The 24,149-nt window shown below is 32.3% G+C and carries 19 protein-coding genes; 8 read left to right on the plus strand and 11 right to left on the minus strand.

Annotated features, from left to right (window positions below):
• Positions 1-38: 38 nt before the first annotated feature.
• The 3 genes from QLS65_RS05980 to QLS65_RS05990 are packed head-to-tail and all read left to right on the plus strand — an operon-like array spanning position 39 to position 3,033.
• Positions 39-1,655: a S8 family peptidase gene (locus tag QLS65_RS05980; RefSeq protein WP_282712331.1), complete on the plus strand. Its 1,617-nt coding sequence runs from the start codon at positions 39-41 to the stop codon at positions 1,653-1,655.
• A gap of 12 nt (positions 1,656-1,667) precedes the next feature.
• On the plus strand, positions 1,668-2,612 hold the full coding sequence (locus QLS65_RS05985; RefSeq protein WP_282712333.1) for an NAD(P)H-dependent flavin oxidoreductase: 945 nt from the start codon (positions 1,668-1,670) through the stop codon (positions 2,610-2,612).
• 10 nt (positions 2,613-2,622) lie between these two features.
• The gene (locus tag QLS65_RS05990) at positions 2,623-3,033 is read left to right on the plus strand and encodes a hypothetical protein (RefSeq protein ID WP_282712335.1); all 411 of its coding nucleotides are present in this window, start codon (positions 2,623-2,625) and stop codon (positions 3,031-3,033) included.
• Between the two features lie 78 nt (positions 3,034-3,111).
• Here the strand turns inward: QLS65_RS05990 and QLS65_RS05995 are convergent, their stop codons facing one another.
• From QLS65_RS05995 to QLS65_RS06010, 4 genes are all read right to left on the minus strand, one after another.
• Positions 3,112-5,085: a DUF3857 domain-containing protein gene (locus tag QLS65_RS05995; protein ID WP_282715938.1), complete on the minus strand. Its 1,974-nt coding sequence runs from the start codon at positions 5,083-5,085 to the stop codon at positions 3,112-3,114.
• Positions 5,085-6,980 (minus strand): DUF3857 domain-containing transglutaminase family protein, encoded by a 1,896-nt coding sequence (locus QLS65_RS06000; protein ID WP_282715940.1) that lies wholly within the window; start codon positions 6,978-6,980, stop codon positions 5,085-5,087. Before QLS65_RS06000 ends, QLS65_RS05995 begins: the two co-directional genes overlap by 1 nt.
• 13 nt (positions 6,981-6,993) lie before the next feature.
• Positions 6,994-10,248 (minus strand): CDC27 family protein, encoded by a 3,255-nt coding sequence (locus QLS65_RS06005; protein WP_282715942.1) that lies wholly within the window; start codon positions 10,246-10,248, stop codon positions 6,994-6,996.
• Positions 10,249-10,322: 74 nt separating this feature from the next.
• Positions 10,323-10,757, minus strand: coding sequence for a DUF4268 domain-containing protein (locus tag QLS65_RS06010; RefSeq protein ID WP_282715944.1), 435 nt, complete (start codon positions 10,755-10,757; stop codon positions 10,323-10,325).
• Positions 10,758-10,851: 94 nt separating this feature from the next.
• On the opposite strand from QLS65_RS06010, the gene QLS65_RS06015 reads away from it, so the two are divergent.
• On the plus strand, positions 10,852-11,493 hold the full coding sequence (locus tag QLS65_RS06015; RefSeq protein ID WP_282715946.1) for an NUDIX hydrolase: 642 nt from the start codon (positions 10,852-10,854) through the stop codon (positions 11,491-11,493).
• A gap of 139 nt (positions 11,494-11,632) precedes the next feature.
• Positions 11,633-12,442, plus strand: a complete 810-nt coding sequence (locus tag QLS65_RS06020) for a lysophospholipid acyltransferase family protein (RefSeq protein WP_099714725.1) — start codon at positions 11,633-11,635, stop codon at positions 12,440-12,442.
• A 37-nt stretch (positions 12,443-12,479) separates the two neighbouring features.
• Here the strand turns inward: QLS65_RS06020 and QLS65_RS06025 are convergent, their stop codons facing one another.
• Together QLS65_RS06025 and QLS65_RS06030 are read right to left on the minus strand one after the other, a co-directional pair.
• A complete protein-coding gene (locus QLS65_RS06025) occupies positions 12,480-13,112 on the minus strand; it encodes a hypothetical protein (protein ID WP_282715948.1) in 633 nt (210 codons plus the stop codon).
• Positions 13,109-13,612, minus strand: a complete 504-nt coding sequence (locus QLS65_RS06030) for an RNA polymerase sigma factor (RefSeq protein ID WP_099714727.1) — start codon at positions 13,610-13,612, stop codon at positions 13,109-13,111. Before QLS65_RS06030 ends, QLS65_RS06025 begins: the two co-directional genes overlap by 4 nt.
• Positions 13,613-13,970: 358 nt before the next feature.
• Between QLS65_RS06030 and QLS65_RS06035 the strand changes: the two genes are divergently transcribed.
• Together QLS65_RS06035 and QLS65_RS06040 are read left to right on the plus strand one after the other, a co-directional pair.
• Entirely contained in the window at positions 13,971-15,275 is a 1,305-nt protein-coding gene (locus QLS65_RS06035) for an NAD(P)/FAD-dependent oxidoreductase (protein WP_282715951.1), read from the plus strand.
• Between the two features lie 271 nt (positions 15,276-15,546).
• Positions 15,547-16,767 (plus strand): 3-oxoacyl-[acyl-carrier-protein] synthase III C-terminal domain-containing protein, encoded by a 1,221-nt coding sequence (locus QLS65_RS06040; RefSeq protein WP_282715953.1) that lies wholly within the window; start codon positions 15,547-15,549, stop codon positions 16,765-16,767.
• Between the two features lie 61 nt (positions 16,768-16,828).
• On the opposite strand, the gene QLS65_RS06045 is transcribed toward QLS65_RS06040, so the two are convergent.
• Positions 16,829-17,839 carry a DUF3810 domain-containing protein gene (locus QLS65_RS06045; protein WP_428831871.1) on the minus strand — a complete coding sequence of 337 codons (1,011 nt, stop codon included), beginning with the start codon at positions 17,837-17,839 and terminating at the stop codon, positions 16,829-16,831.
• Between the two features lie 161 nt (positions 17,840-18,000).
• Between QLS65_RS06045 and QLS65_RS06050 the strand changes: the two genes are divergently transcribed.
• Positions 18,001-19,464 (plus strand): aminoacyl-histidine dipeptidase, encoded by a 1,464-nt coding sequence (locus QLS65_RS06050; protein WP_282715957.1) that lies wholly within the window; start codon positions 18,001-18,003, stop codon positions 19,462-19,464.
• Positions 19,465-19,732: 268 nt separating this feature from the next.
• On the opposite strand, the gene QLS65_RS06055 is transcribed toward QLS65_RS06050, so the two are convergent.
• The 4 genes from QLS65_RS06055 to QLS65_RS06070 all read right to left on the minus strand — a co-directional run bounded on the left by QLS65_RS06055 (position 19,733) and on the right by QLS65_RS06070 (position 23,779).
• Positions 19,733-20,071: a DHCW motif cupin fold protein gene (locus tag QLS65_RS06055; protein WP_282715959.1), complete on the minus strand. Its 339-nt coding sequence runs from the start codon at positions 20,069-20,071 to the stop codon at positions 19,733-19,735.
• Between the two features lie 136 nt (positions 20,072-20,207).
• Complete coding sequence (locus tag QLS65_RS06060) at positions 20,208-20,975, minus strand: carboxypeptidase-like regulatory domain-containing protein (RefSeq protein ID WP_099714733.1); 768 nt, start codon at positions 20,973-20,975, stop codon at positions 20,208-20,210.
• Between the two features lie 88 nt (positions 20,976-21,063).
• A complete protein-coding gene (locus QLS65_RS06065) occupies positions 21,064-22,995 on the minus strand; it encodes a DEAD/DEAH box helicase (RefSeq protein ID WP_099714734.1) in 1,932 nt (643 codons plus the stop codon).
• Between the two features lie 205 nt (positions 22,996-23,200).
• Positions 23,201-23,779: a non-canonical purine NTP diphosphatase gene (locus tag QLS65_RS06070; RefSeq protein WP_282712357.1), complete on the minus strand. Its 579-nt coding sequence runs from the start codon at positions 23,777-23,779 to the stop codon at positions 23,201-23,203.
• Positions 23,780-24,149 lie beyond the last annotated feature (370 nt).

Genomic DNA, 24,149 nt, shown 5'->3' on the forward strand with positions numbered 1-24,149 from the left:
ATAGTTGAAGTTTTTAGGACTAAACAAATAAAGTTACTATGAAAAAAACCTACATATTTCTTTTTTTACTGATTACTTCAGCTGCTTTTTCCCAACAAGATGCTTGGGTATATTTTAATGCAAAACCCAATTCCCAATTTTATTTAGATACACCTTTGGAAATGCTAACCCAAAGAGCATTAGATAGAAGAACCAATCAAAATATTGCTTTAGATTTTAAAGATATTCCAGTTGAGGAATCCTTTATTGATCAAGTGAAATCAGCAACGGGAATTACTGTCATGGCAAAGTCCAAATGGATGAACGCGGTCCATGTACGTGGATCACAATCAAATATAAATGGATTGGCAATGCTTTCTTTTGTCAGTAAAGTTGATTTTGCAAATAAAACACTGAATCAAACTGCAAAAATAGCGAAGCTGTCAAAAATAAAGAGGGTAAATAAAACTAAGAAAACCCAAATAGACTATGCTTATGGTTCTTCATCGAATCAAATCCAGATGCTTAACGGGCATCAGTTGCACCAACAAAATTATACGGGTTCCGGTAAAATAATAGCGGTTTTGGATGCTGGATTTCCGGGAGTGAATACCGTTCAGCCTTTTCAAAGATTAAGAACAAATAACCAGATTTTAGGAGGTTATAATTTTGTATTAAGAAATCCTGATTTTTATACTGGAGTTTCACACGGGACTTCGGTACTTTCTTCAATGGGTGGTTACAAAGAAAATTCGTTAGTGGGAACAGCACCAGATGCATCTTATTATTTATTCATCACCGAAGATGATACCTCAGAAAATCCTGTTGAAGAATCGCTTTGGGTCGAAGCAGCAGAAACAGCCGATAGTTTAGGAGTGGATATTATCAATACTTCTTTGGGGTATTTTGATTACGATAATGATGCGTATAGTCATACATATAGTGAAATAAATGGTACAACTGCATTCATATCCCGTGGGGCTGAAATTGCATTTAGCAGAGGTATGATTATAGTGACATCGGCCGGTAATTCAGGTGGTACATCAGATCCACATATTGCTGTTCCTGCAGATGCAGCTTCGGTAATTGCTGTTGGTGCAGTAAATTCTTCAGAAGTATTAACTTCGTTCAGTTCAGTAGGACCTTCATTTGACGGAAGAATAAAACCAGAAGTCATGGCACAAGGTCAAGCGGCAATAGTGTCAGATGCTGCGGGAAATATCGTGACTGCTAATGGAACATCTTTTTCAAGCCCTATAATGGCAGGAATGATTGCTTGTTTATGGCAGGCATTTCCCCAAAAAACAAACCGGGAAATTAGGGAATTAGTATTAAAATCAGCAGATAAATTTTCCACTCCCAATAATCAATATGGATTTGGAATTCCTGATTTTGCATTGGCCTTAAATAACCAGTTGGCTTTAGAATCCTTTTCTAAAGATGATTTTATTCTTTATCCCAATCCAGCAAGTGATACCGTTTCGGTTTCTTTACCTGCAAAATTTGATATGGGTACAGTATTTATTTATTCCATTTTAGGACAAAAAGTTTTAGAACAAGAAATAACGCCACAGGCATCTATTATTTCATTGAAATCTCTGAATGAAGGAGTGTATCTTTATAAAATGGAATCAGATGGTTTTTCTAAAACGGGAAAAATAATTAAAAAATTATAGCAGCAATAGTACATGAATAAAATCACAGAACTTTTTAAAATTAAATATCCAATTATTCAAGGAGGAATGATTTGGAATAGTGGTTATAAATTAGCAAGTGCAGTGAGTAATGCCGGAGGTTTAGGATTGATTGGAGCAGGCTCGATGTACCCTGAAGTTTTACGGGAACACATTCAAAAATGTAAAAAGGCCACTTCAAAACCTTTTGGAGTAAACGTCCCGATGTTGTATCCCAATATCGAAGAAATCATGAAAATCATCGTTGATGAAGGTGTGAAAATTGTTTTCACTTCGGCAGGGAATCCAAAAACGTGGACTTCTTATTTGAAAGAAAATGGCATAACTGTTGTTCATGTAGTCAGCAGTTCTGTTTTTGCATTAAAAGCACAAGACGCAGGTGTTGATGCAGTTGTTGCCGAAGGTTTCGAAGCCGGCGGACATAATGGTAGAGAAGAAACTACTACGCTTACGCTGATTCCGATGGTGAAAGAAAAAATTACTATCCCTTTAATTGCAGCTGGAGGTATTGCAACCGGTCGTGGTATGCTAGCAACGATGGTACTGGGAGCAGATGGAGTTCAGGTAGGAAGTAGATTTGCAGCATCATTAGAATCATCGGCACATGATAATTTTAAAGAAACGATTATAAATCTTAAAGAGGGCGATACACAACTGACTTTGAAAGAACTCGCTCCTGTTCGATTGATTAAAAATAAATTTTATCAGGATGTTCAGGAATTGTATGAAAAATGTCCAACCAAAGAAGAATTAATAGATTTGCTGGGAAGAGCAAGGGCAAAACGTGGTATGTTTGAAGGCGATTTAATCGAAGGAGAATTAGAGATTGGACAAATAGCAGGATTGATTCACAATATAAAACCAGCCGCAACAATCATTCAGGAAATGATAGCCGATTTTGAAACAGCCAGAAAAGAAATAGTTAATTTTGATTTTTAATTTATTAGGAATGACAAAGACAAAAATATATATAGTATTGCTTTTTTTAGTAATGGGATTACAGCATTCTTTTGGTCAAAATTATAAGTTTAAAACTTCTGGTTTTAGCGTTTTAGAAAAAACAGAAAAAGGGAAATGGGGGAAGTGGTCTGATCTAGATTTAGTCAATATTTTAGTCACATTGGATACCGATAAAAATAGAATAGTAGTCTATTCTCAAATCATTCAATTATTTGAAATCATAGATTATCAACCTATCGAGGAGAATGAAACTGATATTGTTTACTCTTTTACCTGTAAGGATAATGAAGGATTAGATTGTACGGTTTCTATCATCACCAGAAAAAAACAGGATAATAGGAAGCAATTGTATATCAATTATGAAGATCGGATTATTGTGTATAATATTTTCAATATGTGATGAATTGTGATTTATATTTTTCTTAAGTCTATAGTTTAATAAAAATAGAAGCCCAACAAATTGTTGGGCTTCTATTTTTTATTTAGTCACAATTAGAACAATTTTATTGAAATCTGCAGCAGCATTAATTACTGCTTTATAAGATTCAAAAGTAGATAAAGGATAATTTATTATATTATAAAATTCTGTGTTTTCAACTGTTATTTCTTCATTTTCTTTAATAAATTTACTGTTGAAAGCAGCTTCTGTTTTTCCATTTATATCAGTTTTGAAATCCATAACGAATTTATCTAGATTTTTGACTGACGCTCCTTTAGGGAGTATAATCTTAATTGTTCTAGTATAATAATGAGGATAATCAATTTCTACAGGTAATACCCTTTTGTTTTCCTGGTAAAATTCCATTTGTCTTCCAATGGTTTGTCCCACAGAGAATAAATAATTTTCACCTGCTTTTTGAATAAGGTCTTTTCCTTCGAAAGTTACATTCATTATAAAAGGTTTTTTTCCTATAAAATCGGTTCCGTCATTTTCAGTCGTCAAGGTTTGATATTCGGTTTCTACAGTGTAGTTTTCAGCTACGCTTTTCAACATCGTTTTGTATTGTTCAGCTGAAGCAAAATCTTTAATAGGTTGAAAATTTAAACCAGCATATCCGCCAAAAGCAATACGACTGTTTACACTAGGATTCTCTATGTCTTTAGTGAAATCAATGATTATGTCCATAAAATCATGAGTGATTTCTGTACCTGGAATTTCGATAAAACCGATTTCACTAATTCCCATAGCTACTCCCGAAAATATTTTTTCTTTTAGAAATAAACCATTGTTATTGGCTAGTCTTACAGGAATAAGAGGAATACGATATTCAATTTCTGTTGGAGTTAAATACTTTTTGATTGTTGGGAAATAAATTAAAAGGTCACTCAGGTTTTCATAACTCTCAAAATCTTTATCAAATGGAATTTTATATCTGTTAGAAGTAAAAACAACGTTATTTTCTATCTTAAAATTTTTAAAAACTGCTAAGTAAAGTTTTAGAATATCAATTTCGCTTGCTTGTTTAGATGCAATTACATCAGATAGGGTTGTTTTTTGGTCTATATATTTACCATAAGCAATTGTTTTTTTGATTTTGTTTTCAATATTCCAAATCTGTTCTTGTATATCGTTTGATTTGGCAATACTCTTGCAGAAATCATCAATAGTTTTTATTTCTTTTTTATCCAATGCAGGATTCAACCTTTCGTGTAAATTGGTTGCAAATTCTTTAAAATTGTATAAATTATTTGCTCCGCTATAAGTGTTCCCATCTAGTTTGTAACGGAATAATTTTAGCTTAACATCCCAATTAGAATATTGTTCATCGTCATTTAAGGCAATTATGTTTTTTTCAGAAATACTAAGTACCGATTTTTTTTCAAATTTTTTGCTGTCTATTATTGGCTCAGCTAATCCATTGTAATTTTTTGTTTTGAATATTAAATGTTCTGGATAAATTAATTCAAAATTCAAGTTTGCTATTGGATATTGGTCTTGCATTTTGTAAGTTTTCCCATTTAGGTCAGGTGTCTCCTCTAATAAAAAAAACTTTTCTATAACTGCTCCTTTTTCTAGCCCGTTAATGGCAAAGTAGTTGTATTTAACTCCTTTCTCTTCATCATTTTCCTCTTTTATGTCGTTCTTTTCTAAAGTAATAATTTTGCCATTTTTCAGGATAACTCTCGCTTTATTGGCAATGACATTTTCATTTTTGCCAAACGGAATGTAAATTTTATTATTTCGTTCTATCGCATCATCAGAATTAATGAATATTTTTTCATGTAATAAGCGATATTGTTTGACATTTTTGCCTGCTACCGCTATTTCAATCTTCATAATACGATCCAGAATTACCTCTTTTTCATTTTTGTACTGTTCTGGGATTTCAATACTTGCTTTTTCATTCCAATCATAGTTTTTGAAAGTGTATTCATGTTCTTGGGCATAAAACATGCTACAATTTAGTATTGTTGCAAAAATAAAAATTCTTTTTAGGATGTTTTGTTTCATTATTTTTCTAATAAAATTAAAGTTTCGGTATAGTTGTTTTTTAGTTTTTTGATGGTTTCATTCCAAAGCTGGAAATCGCTGGTTTCAAGTAGGATTTTCTTTTGTTTAAGTTGAATGTTTAACAATAATGTGTTGTTTTTTATCTCATAGATAAAGTCGGCTTTTAGGAGTTCATTATCTAAACTAAAGTTTTTTGGCAGGTATTTTATACTGCAATTTTGAGGTATTTCTAACTCATATTTCGTATTGAAACATGTTAGAAATTCAAATTCAAATTTTGAAACACGACCTTTCTCGATTGTCATTTTGTCATAAATCTTATCTAAAAAAAGATTAATGTATATTTCTTTATCAACTTTTACAATATAATTATCTAAATCAAAATTGAAGTTGATTACATAGGGTTTATCTCTTTCTTCTTGGTTTTCTTCGGAATATTCTTTTAGGTTGAATTTGTTATTACCTTTTAAAACCATCTCTTTAATCATTTCAAATCGGGTTTTATTTGATGCATCACCTATTCTGGACAACGTATGGCTTCGGTTATATCCTTGAAGTTCTAATTTTCCGGAACCTATTAGTTTATTTTTTTCAATAGCCAATTTGACTACTTCTTTGATTTCATTTTTTTCGGCAGCAACAACGGGTACAGATATAATTTTATAACTTCCGTTTTCATTTAGCATAGCTTCTTTTCCTTGGATAAAAGCCGTAGGAATACCATATCGGGTTTCTTTGTCTGTTGCGTCTAAAAACAAATAATCTTCGCCATCCTTAAAAACAGCTATCATATGATTGTCTACTGATGGTGTTGGTATTTCTGCATAGGAATATGGAATTGTTCTTGTGCCAATCCATGCAAGATTCACATTTTTAATGTTAGCATATTTTGCCATACTGGATATGATACTCGTCATGTCCTTACAGTCTCCAAATTTTCTTTCGAAAACAAAATTAGCTTCTCGAGGGATAAAACCTTCGTAACCGTTCTCAAAAGCAATGTATTTAATGTTGTTTTTTACCCAATAAAAAATGCTTTTAATTTTGTCAGCATCATTTATTTGGTTTTTTGTGAGGTCTAATGACAAAGCTTTTAAATCAACATTTTCTTTTTGGTTTAAATTTTTTACAAAACCTTTATAATACTCAAATAATTTGTTTTCATTACCTAATACTTCAATTACTTTATTGTCTACAGTATAGTCTTTGATGTAGATATTGATATGGGGTACAATGTATAAGAACCCAGGTGAATTATCTTCAAATTTTAATGGTGTTATATTTTTCAAAGTCCATTTATAAATCCATTTTCCTTTTTTTTCTGTTTTTGAAAAAATAATATTGTTGTTAGGGTCATTGAAAATTTTGTAGCCAATAGTGATTTCTTTATCCGTTTTAATTTCTAAACTGGAATTTTGGATGGGGATATTGTTACCAAAAATAAATTTGTGTAAAAGGTAGGGATCCATAAATTCTGTTTGGTAATCGTAAACTTTTTTAGATCCTGCTTCTAGATTTGGGAAAGTAAGTACGCGTTCCTTTACATCATTATAAAAAACGGAGCTTTCTTGAGCTTGTTTTTCAGTAGTTTGAGTAACTTTAATTTTTCTTTCTTTTCCGTTTTCATTGATAATAGAATAGGCATCATAACTTTTTAATTTTATTAATTCTGAATAGGAAAAAGATTCTTTATTATTCTGTATCCCATTCTCTGTTAAAATGATAGATTCATAATGATTATCCTGAATGATTTTTAGCTTTTTATCTTCAATAGTTATGTTGTAATTTTGAACATCATTTACAACGAGTTCATTATAATTAGGGTAGATGTTTTTATATTCTTGTAGTGTATTTTGTGCATTGGTAGTGAAAAGGCAAAAACAATAAAGCCCCATGCAAAAAAATGTTTTATTTAATAATTTCAACCAATTCATCTGAATCATATTTTTTTGTTAGTACTAACTTTCCATCATTGTAAATTAAAGTGTTGCCGTGTAATTCATCATTTTTATACATTGCAGTCAGCCATGGTTTTTTGTCTTCTTTGAAGTATTCTTGAGAACCTTCATAGTTGTTTTTGATAAAATGTTCTTTTTTATAAATAGCACCATTTGCATAATATTCTATTCGTTCTCCATCTAATAAATTAGTCGTATAAACACATTCAAATTCTGGTTTTCCGTCGTTGTTGTTAATGATAAATTTCCCTTCTAAACTCCCTTTTACAAACTGCATTTGAATGGCTATTTTTCCATCAGGATACAAAGAAATAATTTCAGCGGTTTCTCCAATAACTTCTACCTTTTCATCCAACGCACCTGTTTCACTTCTGCGAATATAATATGAAAGACTGTTGTTATTATATCCCAAGATTAAGATACCATCCCCTTTTTGATTGTAATATACTTGCTCACCTTCGACAGTTCCATTTATTATATTGTATTCTGTCATTTTTGATTTTGTATGATAATAACGGATTGTTTTTCCGTTTTCTTGACCAAAAGTATTCTCGTCACTTAGTCGAATATTTCCTATCAAATCATTTTGTTTGTATGTTCCATGAAGTTTTCCACAATAGTAAATTCTTTCTGAATATATAGTTCCAAGTGGATTGTAGGTTTTGTAAGTATTGTTTAATAAGCCATTTACATATTCGTATTCTGCAATTGGCGTATTTAGTTTGTCTTTGATTGTATATTTTCCATTTAATTTTCCGTTTATCATATTACAAACCTCTATAATTGTCCCATTATTATAGTTAAAAGTGAACTTTCCGCTTTTGTTTTTAAAATTGAAATCATTCTCTAATTCTCCTTTTGTATTATAACTAATAAGAGATGATTTGTAATTATTGATATAATTTTCTTTTTTGGCTATAGAACCATTTTGCCAATATGTCCTTTTTTCAAAATTTAAATTACCATCTGTAAAATATCCTTCTGTTTTTATTTTTCCATTTGCATAAAAGGTCTTTGAAGGACCATTCTGATATCCTTTAACATAGTTAAAAGTTTGATCTAATAAGCCTTCTTCATATACTTCATATGTTCCGTTAATAGTGTCATTAGTGTAGTTTTTAATGGAGTTTAACAAGCTGTTTTTATTGTAATCAGTACTAAGCCCATTTCGTTTTCCATTACTGTAAAACTCTTTTAACCTTAATATTCCGGATTCGTAATTATGGTTCCATTGACTCGCTTTTTTACCTTTTTCGAATGTTCCGGAAACTAATAATTCTCCTTTGAAATTGTTGAGTTCAAAGGTGTTTTTAGTTAAATTGATTGCTATAGGTTTTGGATTGCTTTTAGAAAATTGAAGTCCAGATTTTAATTCTCCAGATTTGTATTTTTCTTCAAAATATTTATTGTTATCGGTGTCAAAATAACTATAGGATTCTAATTCTTCATTTTCATTATATAATGATTCGGTTGATTTTTTTCCATTTGTAAAATAATCAGTTTCGGTTTTTATTTTCCCGTTTTCAAAAGTGTTTTCTTTTTCTAAAATGTTATTACTATAAAAACTTTTATAGGAATTTTTATTTTTTCCGTTGCTGTATGAAGATTGTGTTTTGATCGTTTTTCCATTGTAATATTCAAAATAATCCCCCTCGATTCGGTCGTTTATATAATTTGAAATGTCAATTAAATCACCTACTTCGTTATAGTTGAAAACGGTACCGTTTAGTTTTCCGTTTGAGTACAACATATTTGATTTTTGTGTCCCGTTTTCATATAAACAAATGAATTTTCCGTCCCGCTCACCATTTGTAAAATTAATTTCACATTGTTTTCCACCATTTGGGTAATAAGATGTGCTAATTCCCTCTAATAAGTCGTCTTTGTAATTTTCTATTAAATTAACTGAACCATTAGAGAAATAGGTTGTCCTTGTTCCGTTTAGTTTATTATTTGAAAAAGATTTTTCTTCTGTCAGATTTCCTTTTTCGTCATAATATTTTTGTATTCCCTCCAAAGCATCATTTTGAAAATTCAGATCCCCATTTAGATTGCCATCTTCATTCAGGTACTTATATCTTCCTTCTTTTTTACCGTTTATTTGCGCACCAATAAGATATGGTTTGTTGTTTTTTAAACTTACAATAACTTCTTGAGAATTTCCAAAAAGATTCAGGTTTCTTTTAGCATAAAAAGACCAAAATTCTTTCAACACATAATCTTCATTAAAAGTGTTTATCTTTTTCTTTTGCTCGCTAAGTTTTTTCCCTAACTTATTTTCCATTGAAAGGAGCATGTAATATGAAAATCCTTCAAATTGATTTTGCTCTACGAGATTTTTAACCCAAGGAATGTAAATCGTTTCAAAAAAACCGTCTCCCATTTTATGTTCTAAGGTATATTCTGCGACAGCTTGTACTTGACGAATAATAACATCATCAATTTTTGATTTGATTTTATAAGCGCTTTTTAAAGGCAATTGATTTCTAAGAATAGTTTCTATTTCTTCAAAATTATCACCTGATTTAGAAAAAATTAATTTGTTATCTGCTAAATAATTTTCACCAAATTTAGCATTCAATTTTAATATTGCTTTTTCTGCATTACGCCCATTAGGAGCAATAATTAAATAACTCATTAAAGCTAATGTACCTTCTGTAATTTTCCCGTTATCAAATGCAATTAACCCTAATAGATAATGTGAAGAAGCATGATTAGGATCATTTGATATGACACGTTTTAAAAGATTGACGCATTTTTGATTTTCTTCTTTTCTAAGATATAAAAGCGCAAAATTGTATAGGAAATTAGAAGAATTCGAAAGGTATTTTTCTCCTTCTTCAAAGATTTTTTCTGATTTTCCGTATTCTTTTTCATCGCTCAAGAAGCTTCCGTAAAGGGTGTAAAGTGAAGGAAGTTCGTGCATTTTACCCTTTTTATACAGATCGTCTAAAAGTACTTTTAATTCATCTTTTTTTTCTAAGGCAGAAAGAGACAATATTTTTTCATATTGTGCATTGAGAAATTTAGGATCAATTGACACGATTTTATCAAATTCAATTATTGCCTCATTGTATTTTTCTGTATCATAAAGTGTGATGCCTTTATTTATTATTGCATCATTATCGTATACAATTGAGTAGTCAGTTTGAGAATACGTTTTCGAAAAATAGCCAATAAGTAAGGCAAAAAATATTTTTTTCATTTGAGACAAGATTTTATCAAATATAAAAAAAATACTGACATTTGTAAGAAAATAAATGTTTTTATAAAGGCGTATTACACGATATCCTTTATAAAATCATCATACTCTGAATAAAATAATTCCAGGGCATTCATTTTTTCATTGTAAAAGTCAAATATTTCATCCCAATAATTGCGATTACTCACCCCGACTCCTAGTTTTTCAACCCAAATCCTACTGATTGTTTTGCCACTTTCCAGTGTGTATTCTTTTTCGAAAATCAAGTCTTTGATGAAATCCTCGTCGAGAATAGTTCTTAGCGCCTCCAGTTTTTCAAAATAAGCAATTCTTTTTTCATCACTTCGATGTTCAATATCTATTAAAACTTGAGCTTTTTTATTGTCCACATAAAATTTAAAAGAAAAATCCTTGATTTTAGTATCGTATAATACCCATTTTCGAGGATATTTTTCTGCGAAAGCAACCCAGAATTCTCGTTTTAACCTTTGTGTTTCTTCTTTGCTGTACATCTGTTATGACTTTTTGGTTATAGAAAAACTTGTGCAATTGTATTTTCTAAACTATATTTATATGCTATTTTATATGCAAAAATAGACTTTGATTATGGATTTTCAAGAATTTTTACAGTATGTTCCTAAATTAATTGAAGCAAGGCTTCCAGCTTTTGACGCACATGTAAAAATGGCGCCTTTAGAACGATTGGAAAGCTTAAAGAATATCAATATTGAAGATAAAAAGCCAAGAATTGCAGCAGTAATGATGCTTTTTTATCCTAAAAATGAGACAACACATTTGGTGTTAATTGTCCGAAATTCTTATAAAGGAGTTCATTCTGCTCAAATTGCATTTCCGGGAGGTAAATACGAATTCGAAGATGAGAATTTTGCTCAAACCGCACTTCGGGAAACGCATGAAGAGGTAGGAATTCATCCGGATAAAATTGAAATCCTTAAACCTTTTACAGAATTATATATTCCGCCAAGTAACTTTATGGTACATCCTTTTTTGGGTATCAGTAAAGAAGAATTGGTGTTTATACCGCAACCTTCGGAAGTGGCAAATATTATCGAATTGCCCTTATCAGTTTTTTTAGACGATGCACTTGTAGTAGATACAAATTTGACAACTTCATACGCTGACAACATCAGTATTCCTGCTTTTAAAATAGAGGAGCATATAGTTTGGGGTGCTACGGCAATGATGTTGAGTGAGTTAAAAGAAGTTTTAAAAGAGGTTCTTGGATAGGAAATTTTAATTTTGAGCGTTAAAAAAGAGCAAATTAATTGGTTGGTTTTTTCAAATTGTTCTATTGAATTCAACGATTAACTTCAAATATAAATTTCGTAAGTTTGTAATCCAAATTCACAAAAAAACACACAATTTTATGGGATTGTTGAAGAGAAATCCTTTCGGACACATATTATTTATAAAAAAATGGCTAATCCGAATCTTTGGAGCCATGACACATAGACGCTATAGAGGATTTAATGAATTACAAATTGAAGGTTCGGAAATTATTAGAAATTTACCAGACAATAACGTACTTTTTATTTCCAATCACCAAACCTATTTTGCTGATGTCGTTGCCATGTTTCATGTTTTTAATGCAAGTTTGAGTGGTCGCGATGATACGATTAAGAATGTTTGCTATTTGTGGCAACCTAAAATGAATATCTATTATGTTGCTGCCAAAGAAACTATGCAGGCGGGATTATTGCCAAGAATCATGGCGTATGCCGGAGCAATTTCTGTAGAGCGTACTTGGCGTGCTAAAGGAGTTGATGTCCAGGAGAAAAAAGATATTAACCCTAACGATACTGAGAATATTAAAATTGCTCTAGCTGATGGTTGGGTAATCACTTTCCCGCAAGGGACAACAAAATCGTTTAAACCGGTTCGTAAAGGAACAGCTCATATTATCAAACAACACAGGCCTATTGTGGTGCCTATCGTTATTGACGGTTTCCGTCGTTCGTTTGACAAAAAAGGAATTAGAATGAAGAAAAAAGGAATCCTGCAGTCCTTTATCATCAAAGAACCTCTGGATATAGATTATGATAATGATACCATTGAAGAAATTGTAGAAAAAGTAGAATATGCAATCGAACAACATCCTTCATTCCTAAAAGTTATTCCTGCTGAAGAAATTAAAGAACAGGAAGAATTGAATCGATTACGAAAATGGGAGTATTAAAATAAAAAAAAGAGTTCGCTACGGCGAACTCTTTTTTTTATAAATCTATCTTTTTTAATTCTTTATAATTAGCATACAATCTTCGAAGCAGTATGCCATATACAACTCTATAAAACAGCCAGAATGCTCCAAAGAATACTAAAGTAGTCAGTGTTATGACTCCTATTGTTATTGCCATCACTTTTCCGTTAGTGGCAATTTGATCTTTCAAAGCACTCATCTCGGGATTATACGCAAAAGTTATATAGAAGGCGATGATTGAACTCAGAACAATCATTCCCAGATTATACCAAACATAGTATTGAACCGTTTTTCGGGTTTTTAAAATGTCAGACATTAATTGTTTTGTAGAAGCGGTGGTCGAGATAATTTTGTAATTTTTATAAAATAAATAGATGAAAAACAGTATCACACCATAATTAAAATAAGTAAACACTTCAAAGTATTGAATTAACTCAGGATGTTTCATTTTAATTAAATAATCATCACTGTTAAAACAGAGACTTAAACAGGTCCACAATAAAACTTCCAAAATACTAATAATCAAAATCCACTTCACAATCGAAGATGATTTTTTATGTATCATTTTGTAAATCTCGATTTCCGAAACTTGCTCAAAAGAATTAGTACTCTTCTGCCAGTCTTTTTTTAATAAATCCAACTCTTTCATACGCCTAATGGATTTAATATTTTTTTTAATTTTCCTTTAATTCTATTCATTTTCACCCTTGCATTTACTTCACTAATTCCCAATGTTTCTGATATTTCCTGATAATCTTTATCTTCCAGATACATAAATATCAACGCTTTTTCAATATCATTCAGCTGGTAAACTGCTTTATACATTAATTTTAATTGCTCTTCCTCCTCATAATCATATTCCACATCATTCAGGAAATGTTGTCGCCCTTCAAATTCAATAGTATTTATGGATCGTTTTGTTTTTCGGTACAAAGTAATCGCTGTATTCAGCGCGACTCGATAGGCCCATGTAGAAAATTTACTGTCGCCCCTGAATTTTGGAAAAGCCTTCCATAACTGAATCGTAATTTCCTGAAACAAATCCTTATGAGCATCATCGCCATTAGTATACAACCTACAAATCTTGTGGATTATATTCTGATTTTCCTGCAACTGCTTTACAAAAGAATGTTCTAGATTATCACTCATATATACGTTAGTAATTCAAAAGTAGATTTTGTTACAAATTAAGGAATAAAATTATACTTCTCAAATTTGTCATTGTGAGCTTCAAAGTAATCAGTAGCACACAGTATTCATTTCATAATTATGACTCGTCCCGCTGTACATTACAATCTTTCTAATCCTGAACTTGTTTCAGGATCCTGAAACAAGTTCAGGATTAGAAAGGATTTCTCCCGAAGCTTCGGGACTATCGGGGCTAATTTACACGTTTAGTTTTCCGAAGACCTTTTCCAAAAAACAAAAATTTCGATACTATTTGATGAAATTCAAAAGTAGAAAACATTGTATCTTTGAGTATCAACAATTCAGAACTTTTTTAAATATGAACATCCCAAATTCAACTTTACCCAGAATAGTAATCATTGGCGGAGGTTTCGCAGGAATCGCATTAGCCAAAAAGCTAAAAAATAAAAAAGTACAGGTTGTTCTTTTAGACAAACACAATTACCATACTTTTCAGCCTCTATTATATCAAGTTGCCACAGGCGGGCTCGAAGCAGGTTCTATAGCGTACCCAATCCGAAAAGTATTTCAAGAATACGATGACGTTTATTTTAGACTCACCAATGTCCAAGAAATCGATACTAAAAATCAAAAAATTATCACCGAAATTGGCGAATTAAAGTATGATTATTTAGTCATTGCCACTGGTTCTAAAACTAATTATTTTGGCAACAAAGAAATTGAGCGCAACAGTATGGCCATGAAAACCATACCGCAATCGCTCAATATTCGAAGTCTGATTCTTGAAAATTTTGAACAAGCTGTTTTAACCACCGATGTAGCCGAACAAAATGGCCTGATTAATTTTGTACTCGTAGGTGGCGGACCTACAGGAGTGGAGCTTTCTGGCGCTTTGGCCGAAATGAAAAAAGCCATTCTGCAAAAAGATTATCCTGATCTCGATATTACCAAAATGGAAATCAATCTGATTCAAAGTGGGGATAGAATTCTAAATACGATGAGCGAGGAATCCTCTCAAGCTGCCGAAAAATTTCTAATCAGTTTAGGCGTAAAAATCTGGAAAAACGTTCGCGTCACTAATTACGATGGGCGTACCATAACCACAAATTCCGATTTATCTTTTGAAACCGCCACAGTAATCTGGACTGCGGGTGTTCAAGGAGCTCTTGTAGCTGGTTTGGATGCAGAATCTTTGGTTGAAAAAGTAGAACGTATTCGGGTAAATGAATACAATCAGGTCGCAGGATATAGTAATATTTTTGCCGTAGGTGATATTGCTTCTATGGAATCTGAAATGTATCCACAAGGACATCCCATGATGGCGCAACCTGCAATGCAACAAGGGGAATTATTAGGTCAAAATTTAATAAAGTTAATTGAAAACAAACCCATGGAAGCTTTTGAATATAATGATAAAGGTTCTATGGCAACCATAGGAAGGAATAAAGCGGTAGTCGATTTGCCTAAATACCATTTCAACGGCGTTTTCGCATGGTTTGTGTGGATGTTTGTACATTTGTTTTCACTTATTGGATTCAAAAATAAAGCTGTAGTTTTCTTAAATTGGGTCTATAATTACATTCGTTTTGATCGTGAAGGGCGTTTGATTATCAGGCCTTATAAAAAGAAAAGTTTCACGACATTTACTAGTGATGAAGTTTAATTAATTTTTAAAAAATCAAGAAAATTTACATTTAAAAATAGCAGTTTTAGGGTTGTATTTTTATTCTTACATACTTGATAATCAGCACTTAGTGATTGTGTGCAGTAATTCTTATAACTAATTGATTTTCAGTTTTTTAACAAAATTATAATTATCATAAACAATTGTAAATCAATTATTTGTGTTTTTTTAATTCACTAATTATCCTGATTTAATTTTTTTTGAATGATTTTTGATTTAATTTTATATTTCAATTAAAATTCAACAGTTCATGAAAAGCGTTATACTTTCCAATTTTCATCCAATTTTAGTGGGTAAATTGATAGATCAAAAAAAGCTAAATCAGTACACAAAATTTTTGTATTATCATTTTCAAAATCTTCCAAAATCAGGTGTGACTGGAAATGGAGTTTTTGATAATGAACCTATTACTTTTGAATTTATATCTGATCAAGTGGATAAGTATGCTGTTTCTTCTGAAAACATTAATAGCAGACAAAGTATTATTTTTGAAGAAGTAGAGGATTTTATTGAACATATTATGGAAATTACGTCGCCTTCAGGATATCATTTTCCAGTTGGTTTCGAAGTCAAATCCGGAAATCTTTATGGGCCTAAAATTGAGGTTCGCATGGAATGGTTCAAAAGGAAAATGGGATATGTTTTTGATCAATTTTATTTAAAAACAAATACTAGTCCGGAAAATCTCATACATGTCACTTGTTCCGGATATTCTTCGCCAAGTGTAGCTCAAGAAGCCGTTATAGAAAGAGATTGGGAAATAGTACAAGTCACACATTCCTATCACATGGGTTGTTATGGAGCTTTTCCTGCAATTCGTACAGGAAGAAGTTTACTGTGTACCAGTGCAACTAAAGGTAGAGTAGATGTAGTTCACACAGAATTATTATCGGCGCACTTAAATCTGACCGAATTTTCGAATTCAAATATTATGATTTGCTCTCTTTTTGCAGATGGATTTATTGGTTATTCCTTATTTGATGAAGAATCTTTCCTGAATGATGATTCGTTTCCTGAGAAAAAAGGACTGCGAATTATTGCCTCACATGAAGTCATTATACCGGATTCATTAGAGGATATGTCTTGGGATTTAGGGGAATATAATTTTTTGATGACCTTGTCTAAACGAGTGCCTGTTTTTATACGTAAAAATATCAAACCTTTTTTGACTGCACTTTGTAAAAAAGGGAATGTTGATCTTGAACAGCAAAAAGGGAATATGCATTTTGCTATACATCCGGGTGGACCAAAAATCATTGATTATGTTATAGATGCAATTGGATTGGCTAAAGAACAAGCGAATTGGTCTTATGAGATTTTACGCCGTCAAGGGAACATGTCTTCGGCCACGATTCCTCATATTTTTAACGAAATTGTAAACGATCCAAACATTGAATCAGGCAAGAAAATTGTAGCAATGGCATTTGGACCTGGACTTACAGCTACAGGTTTGTTACTGGAAAAAATATAATTTTTTAAGAGTTAAGCTAGGCTTTAAATGGTATGAAAATTTATAACTCATAATCCATAACTCATAACTTTTTTTCCTGATAATAATTCACCATCAAATTTACAAATTTACTATAGCCTTCTAAACCGTCTTTTTGCTGGTTTATTTTCAGAAATCTATCGTAAAAAGCATGAAAACCTTTGTCTATTATAGTGTCATACTGTTTCCAAAAATGCTCACTTTCTTTATAGTTTTTCAAAATTCCTGGATGAATTGTTTTTAGTAGTTCTTTGAAAATTTTTTCGTCTCGAACTTGCCAATTACCCAAACAATACCGCAAAGCCATGCTGTAGCCTGAATATTGAATGTAAGCATTTTCATTTTTTATGGAAGCTAAAAAACCAATAAAGTTGCATTCACTTTCGCTGGCAAAACCCATTTGATGCGCCATTTCATGATTGGTAGTCATGGGGAAACTGTACATTGGACCCAGATAATTAACCTGTGCTTCATTGGTAAACGGATTTAGATAACCACCAAAACCCATGTAGGTCAAAGGCAAACTGATAAGTGATTTCTTGGTGCTTAAATGGTTATAAGTGAAATACGAATATTCTTCAGCTAGTTTTTTGTAACCATTCAAATTCATCTTAAAAACCTGATCTTGTGTGTATGGGAATACTACTTTTAAACTATCATTTTTTGTAATCTGTTTTTGAATAGCGTTTGTTTTAGCGATTAACTTTTTGGTGAAAACCAATAAATCAGTATCTGAATAGTCTTTTTTAATCTCCATTTTTTCAAAAAGAGGTTGGCGGTAATAATTAAATGCCCACAGTGAATGAAACAAGAAATAGAACACTGAAACAAAACTTAATATGGATAATATATTGCTTTTCCATTTTGACTTCCAAGATTTTCGTTGGTTCCAAAACCATTTTAAGACAAAAGCAATAACAATAATATACATTACATCTCCCAAAGAAAATGGAATGCTTCCCAATGCTAATCTTGAGAATTTTGAAAGTATCGGATAAAAACCATTACTGTAAAACTGTTCTACTTGTAGCGGAAAATAAGGTAGTACCTGCAAAATTAATATTTGGACAAAAAGAAAGAAAGAAAGGAAATATTTTGTTCGCACAGCATGAATTTTAGTAGTGTAAATATAATTACAATATCAATTAGTATCGATAAAGAATTTAAACTTTGTAACTTTGGGCTTTGTAAATGTTAAACCTCAAACAAAAATAAATGAGTCAAGAAATAAGAAATCTGGAACCAAAAGCACTTTGGAATAAGTTTGCCGATTTAAACGCTGTACCGCGTCCTTCTAAAAAAGAAGAGCGTGTGATTGAGTTTATGAAAAACTTCGGAAATAGCCTTGGATTAGAGACTTTTGAAGATGAAATTCGCAACGTAATTATCCGTAAACCGGCAACTGCTGGAATGGAAAACCGAAAAGCAATTGTACTTCAAGGACATTTGGATATGGTGCATCAAAAAAATTCGGATACCGTTTTTGATTTTGATACACAAGGAATCGATATGTATATAGATGGAGATTGGGTTCGTGCTCGCGGAACAACTCTTGGTGCTGATAACGGTCTTGGAGTTGCTGCTATCATGGCAATCTTAGAAAGTACGGATATTCCACATCCTGCTATTGAAGCTTTGTTTACTATTGACGAGGAAACAGGAATGACAGGAGCATTGAACTTAAAAGGAGGTATTTTACAAGGTCAAATTCTTTTGAATTTAGATACCGAAGAAGATGACGAAATAGATATTGGTTGTGCGGGAGGAATTGATGTGACGGCTACTGCTGAATATGATGAAGAGGAAACTCCGGAAGGTTCTGTAGGATATACGATTACTGTAAAAGGCTTGAAAGGTGGGCATTCCGGAATGGATATTCACAAAGGCTTGGGTAATGCCAATAAAATCATGAACCGATTGTTATTTGATGGTTTTGATAATTTTGGTTTACAAATTTCTGAAATAAAAGGTGGAAGTTTGCGTAATGCGATTCCGCGTGAAAGTCAAGCAAAAGTAATTATTGCTGAAGTTTATGATGAGGCTTTTGTTTTTGACATGCAGCAAATTGTAAACGAAATCAAAACGGAGTTAAAAACGACGGAGCCTAATTTAGAAGTTGTTTTTGAAAAAATGGATGCAACTCCTACTAAAGTAATGCCTTCAATTGCTCAATTTTACTTTGTAAGAGCAATGTATACAGCTCATAATGGCGTTTATAGAATGAGTGCTGATTTTGATAACTTGGTGGAAACATCGAATAATATTGCTAAAGTAATTGTTGGCGAAGGGCAACTTTCGGTACAATGTTTAACACGTTCTTCGGTAGAAACCTCCAAATTTGATTTGGCTAATGCTTTGCGTTCCGCTTTTGAATTAATGGGTTGTGAAGTTGAGTTTTCGGGAGCATATCCGGGTTGGACACCAAATTCTGAATCAGAGATTTTGGATGTTTTAGTTCCAATTTACGAAAAACAAAACGGTGAAAAACCAAAAGTAGTGGCATGTCACGCAGGATTAGAATGTGGAATTCTGGGAACGAATTATCCTGATATGGATATGATTTCTTTTGGACCAACGATTCACGGAGCACATTCCCCTGATGAAAGAGCCAGTATTTCTTCTTCTCAGAAATTTTGGAAATTTGTATTGGAAATTTTAGCTAACATTCCTGTGAAATAGTATTCAGTGTTCAGTGTAAAAAAAATAGTGTTCAGTTATAAACGAAACTGAACACTATTTTTTTGGATACTGAATACTAAATTTTTAGTCTCTTTTAGGACTGTTTTTCTTATCTCTTTTTTCTTCTTTCTTTTCTTTAGCCGTTTTTAAAGGTTCTTTTTTTACGGTCTTCTTAGCGTCTTGACTTTTTGCCATGATATAGGTATTTAATTTTGTTTTTAATTTTGATGTAAGTAAATGTATATAATATTTTGATTGATTTTAAAGATTATTTCAAAAAATCCCCATCTATGATTAATAATTCAACTCCATTAGTGGATATAGAGCGATGGGAACTTGCGTCATCTGAAACTACATAAGTCATTCCTTTTGAAAGCTGGACTTGTTCTCCTGATTCTAATTCACTAATAAAATCACCTTCAAGGCAATGCACAATATGTCCTTTTTGGCACCAATGGTCTGCCAGATAATCTTTGGAATAGGTTACTTTACGAATTCTAAGTCCACCTAATTGAGTTGTTTGCCAATGCGCTATTCCTGTTGTTCCGATATATTCAGTTTTTTCTATTGAATCCCAATTAATAGTTTGAAAAGGTATAGTAGACATAGATTTTACTTTTAGAGTGTTAAAACTCAAATTTAACTGTTTTAAAATAAAAATCCCCAACTACTTTCGGAATCGGGGATTAAATTATTTTTTTTATTTCAAAATAACTAGTTGTTTGTGTAATGGAATACTGGGTTTATTTTTTCTTCAAGACTTTATATTCTTCGTAACAGCCACTTATAGCATCCATAATTTGTAAATCATTAGCCGTTTTTATAAAGGATTCAGAGTAGTTACAGCGTTGCAGAATTTCGGCAATTTCATTTTTGTCAACACCTAAAAGAACTGATATTGTTTCTCTATCAAATTTAGATTCCAAAAGGTTTCGTACCGTATCATCTTTCTTCATTTCTTTCAGTTTCTTGAGCTCTTTTGGATTCTTCCCAAAGAAATTATAGAGCATGTCCGCTGGATTGAATATAGAACCTAGCACTCTTCCAAAAGCATTTGGAGAATATTCCCCTGCTTCATAACCTTGCGTTAAACCGGAAATACTATACCTGTAGTTTTCTCTAACGGGGATAATTTTAGTGTCTACTTCAAGATATCCTGTTAGATTAAAGGGTCTGATTACCACTTCTTCAAGTGCAATTGCTTTTTCAGTAAGTTGAATTTTGGTGCTTTTGTTTTTTATCCAGTCATTGGTTACGCGAACGCGAAGCGATTGAAATCCTAAACTTGTAATGTGAAGCGTGTCGTTCAGTTGTACATCTATTTCAAAATATCCTCCTGAATCAGTAGTTGCACCTCTAACTTTATTGATATTAATGATATTTACACTAGATAATGCTTGTCTAGTTGTATTGCTGATAATGATACCATTAACTTTTTGGGAGGGTTCTTTAACTTGCGCAAAAGCAGTTGCGGATAGTACTAAAAAAAAGAAAACTACAAAATATTTCATAAACTGGTTTAAGACTTTAAAAGTAATAAAACAGGATTAAATATTTTGTAGTTCCAGTATATAATTATAAGAAAATTAACAATGAATGTTAGTCTCTTCTTGGTCTTCTTGGTCTTGGTGAGTCACCAAAGCTTTCAGAACGTCTTGGTGCTCTGTCAGACGAACCTTCAGTTCTAGGTCTGTCAGATGAAAAACCTCCTTCTCTTCTTGGAGCTGGTCCTCTGTCGCTTCTGAAACCACCTTCTCTTGGAGCTGAATTTCTATCGCTTCTAAATCCACCACCTGAACCTTCTCTTCTTGGAGCAAAGCTTCCTTCTCTTCTTGGTGCAGAACTTCTTCCACCACCAAAACTTCCACCAGAACTTCTTCCATTATGGTCACGTCTTCCGCCACCGTCATTTTTAGAAATTTCAACATTGATTCTACGTCCTTCTAATTGTACGTTGTTCAATACTTCCATTACTTTATCTGTATGTTCCGGATCAGTGTTAAAGAAAGAGAAACCTTCTTTTACGTCTACTTTGAAAACATCATCACGACCTAAGTCTAATGTTTCTTTCAAGTAATCCTTCAATGACATCCAATCAAAGTTATCTCTAGAACCTATGTTCACAAAATATCTTGTTGCACCACCATTGTTGTTTTCTCTTGGAGCACCATCTCTATCATCACGATCACGTCTTTCAGAACCTGAAGATTGATTAGAGATATCTCTTGTTTTCTTGTAGTAATTGATAAAACGATTAAATTCAACCGATACCATTTTCTTGATTAATTCCTCTTTCGATAAACCTTCAAGAACGCTGTTAATTGCAGGAAGATAGTTGTCAATTTCGTGATCAACTTCTGTATCTTTAATTTTATTAGCTAAGTGTAACAATTGGATTTCGCAGATTTCAATTCCAGAAGGGATTGTTTTTTCTTCGAATTTTTGTTTGATGATTCTTTCGATTGAAGAAATCTTACGCAATTCACTTTTAGTAACAATTACGATAGAAGTTCCTAATTTTCCAGCACGACCTGTACGACCAGAACGGTGGTTGTACGTTTCGATTTCGTCAGGTAATTGATAATTCACTACGTGAGTAATGTTATCAACGTCAATTCCACGAGCAGCAACGTCAGTAGCTACAAGCATTTGGATTTGTCTTCCTCTAAAAGATTTCATTACACCATCACGTTGCGCTTGAGATAAATCTCCGTGCAATGCAGCAGCGCTGTATCCATCTTCGATCAATTTTTCAGCAACAGCTTGCGTATCTCTTTTGGTACGACAGAAAACTACTGAGAAAATGTCTGGATTAGCATCCGCTAAACGCTTCAAAGCTTCGTAACGGTCACGTGCATTTACAAGGTAAAATTCGTGAGAAACTGTAGCAGAACCTGAGTTTTTAGCACCAACTGTAATTTCAATTGGGTCTTTCATGAATTGTTTTCCAATACGTGCTACTTCAGCAGGCATTGTTGCAGAGAATAACCATGTGTTTTTTTCGTCTGGCGTAGTAGAAAGGATGTTTACGATATCTTCGTAGAAACCCATGTTCAACATTTCGTCAGCTTCGTCAAGAATACAAAAACTAATTTGAGAGATGTTTACCAATCCTCTATTAATCATGTCTTGCATTCTTCCTGGAGTTGCCACAATAATTTGTGCGCCTCTCTTTATGTCTCTCGCTTGTTCTGTAATGCTAGCTCCACCGTAAACTGCTACCACATTAATACCTTTTTCGTATTTAGAGTAGTTTTTAATTTCGTTGGTAATCTGCAAACAAAGTTCGCGTGTTGGAGATAAAATTAATGCTTGTGTATTTCTGTTGTTGGCATCAATTTTCTGAATAACTGGAAAACCAAAAGCTGCCGTTTTCCCTGTCCCTGTCTGAGCCAACGCAACCATATCTGTGTCTTTTTCCAATAATAGGGGAATCGCTTTCTCCTGTACTTCGGTCGGATTTTCAAATCCTAGATCTAAAATCGCCTTCAGTAACGATTCACTCAATCCTAATTGTTCAAATTTATTCATATGTATTTTTAAAATAGGGTGCAAAATTACTGTTAATAATCGATATAAACTAATGCTATTTTAAGATTTAATGTTTTATTATAATTTGATTATCAGAAAGTTATATTTTTTATTTGCGAATTGTGCGTTTTGATTTAGGATTTTAGTGTGAAATTACGCCTTGAAATTTGTTTTTTTGTTATAAAAATGTTCTATTTTAAGACGTTTATTTATTCAGTTTTAAAAAATCAATTAATTGCTGTGTAGCTTTTCCTCTGTGGCTGATTTTATTTTTAATAGCCAATGATAATTGTGCAAAAGTTTCTTGATATTCTTCAGGTTTGAAAATAGGGTCGTAACCAAATCCTTGATCTCCCGATTTTTCTAAAGTAATTTCGCCTCGTGCAATTCCTGTAAAAAGATGCTGTTTTCCGTTTAAATTCAATGCAATCACTGTTTTGAATTGTGCTTTTCGATTACTTTTATCAGATAAGCATTCTAATAATTTATTCATATTATCATCAGCATTACGTTGCTCTCCGGCATATCTTGCAGAGTAAACGCCAGGTTCGCCATTCAGGGAATCTGCTTCCAATCCGGTATCATCAGCAAAACAATTGTAACCGTATTTTTGTGTAACGTAATTGGCTTTTAGAACTGCATTGCCTTCAATTGTTGCGGCAGTTTCCGGAATATCTTCATAACAGCCGATACTTTCTAAACTAAGAATTTCAATCGTTTCAGGAAGTATACTTTGTATTTCCAGTATTTTATTTTTGTTGTTGGAAGCGAAAACAAGTTGCATTTTATTGGGTTTAATTTTAAAGTTCAAAGATACATTTTTTTAGACAGTGTGTTATGATGTGCGAATAACAGTATGAAGAGTCTATTGATAATAAGAATAGCTGTGTATTTGGATTTTAAAAGTATATTCGGTTGTAATTAATTGAAATTCAGTACGTTAATTAATAGTTAAAGTATTGATTTTTAATTGTTTAACGAACATAAGTTGTATCTTTGAGTGTGGTTTTGATTAATCACTTGAATAAAAACTATCTGCAAGGAGAAGAGTATTCAAATTGTCATTTCATACTGAACGGTATGTTTGATAAATGGTAAATCAAAATTTACAATCGGAGGTCCTTTAAAAAGACCTCCTTTTTTTATGGTTTAAT

The sequence above is a fragment of the Flavobacterium algoritolerans genome (assembly GCF_030010385.1).
Taxonomy (GTDB): Bacteria; Bacteroidota; Bacteroidia; order Flavobacteriales; family Flavobacteriaceae; genus Flavobacterium; species Flavobacterium algoritolerans.

Excerpts from the sequence above, each read along its gene's own strand:
- QLS65_RS05980 (WP_282712331.1), top strand. The coding sequence starts at position 39 with ATGAAAAAAACCTACATATTTCTTTTTTTACTGATTACTTCAGCTGCT.
- QLS65_RS05985 (WP_282712333.1), top strand. The coding sequence starts at position 1,668 with ATGAATAAAATCACAGAACTTTTTAAAATTAAATATCCAATTATTCAA.
- QLS65_RS05990 (WP_282712335.1), top strand. The coding sequence starts at position 2,623 with ATGACAAAGACAAAAATATATATAGTATTGCTTTTTTTAGTAATGGGA.
- QLS65_RS05995 (WP_282715938.1), bottom strand. The coding sequence starts at position 5,085 with ATGAAACAAAACATCCTAAAAAGAATTTTTATTTTTGCAACAATACTA.
- QLS65_RS06000 (WP_282715940.1), bottom strand. The coding sequence starts at position 6,980 with ATGGGGCTTTATTGTTTTTGCCTTTTCACTACCAATGCACAAAATACA.
- QLS65_RS06005 (WP_282715942.1), bottom strand. The coding sequence starts at position 10,248 with ATGAAAAAAATATTTTTTGCCTTACTTATTGGCTATTTTTCGAAAACG.
- QLS65_RS06010 (WP_282715944.1), bottom strand. The coding sequence starts at position 10,757 with ATGTACAGCAAAGAAGAAACACAAAGGTTAAAACGAGAATTCTGGGTT.
- QLS65_RS06015 (WP_282715946.1), top strand. The coding sequence starts at position 10,852 with ATGGATTTTCAAGAATTTTTACAGTATGTTCCTAAATTAATTGAAGCA.
- QLS65_RS06020 (WP_099714725.1), top strand. The coding sequence starts at position 11,633 with ATGGGATTGTTGAAGAGAAATCCTTTCGGACACATATTATTTATAAAA.
- QLS65_RS06025 (WP_282715948.1), bottom strand. The coding sequence starts at position 13,112 with ATGAAAGAGTTGGATTTATTAAAAAAAGACTGGCAGAAGAGTACTAAT.
- QLS65_RS06030 (WP_099714727.1), bottom strand. The coding sequence starts at position 13,612 with ATGAGTGATAATCTAGAACATTCTTTTGTAAAGCAGTTGCAGGAAAAT.
- QLS65_RS06035 (WP_282715951.1), top strand. The coding sequence starts at position 13,971 with ATGAACATCCCAAATTCAACTTTACCCAGAATAGTAATCATTGGCGGA.
- QLS65_RS06040 (WP_282715953.1), top strand. The coding sequence starts at position 15,547 with ATGAAAAGCGTTATACTTTCCAATTTTCATCCAATTTTAGTGGGTAAA.
- QLS65_RS06050 (WP_282715957.1), top strand. The coding sequence starts at position 18,001 with ATGAGTCAAGAAATAAGAAATCTGGAACCAAAAGCACTTTGGAATAAG.
- QLS65_RS06055 (WP_282715959.1), bottom strand. The coding sequence starts at position 20,071 with ATGTCTACTATACCTTTTCAAACTATTAATTGGGATTCAATAGAAAAA.
- QLS65_RS06060 (WP_099714733.1), bottom strand. The coding sequence starts at position 20,975 with ATGAAATATTTTGTAGTTTTCTTTTTTTTAGTACTATCCGCAACTGCT.
- QLS65_RS06065 (WP_099714734.1), bottom strand. The coding sequence starts at position 22,995 with ATGAATAAATTTGAACAATTAGGATTGAGTGAATCGTTACTGAAGGCG.
- QLS65_RS06070 (WP_282712357.1), bottom strand. The coding sequence starts at position 23,779 with ATGCAACTTGTTTTCGCTTCCAACAACAAAAATAAAATACTGGAAATA.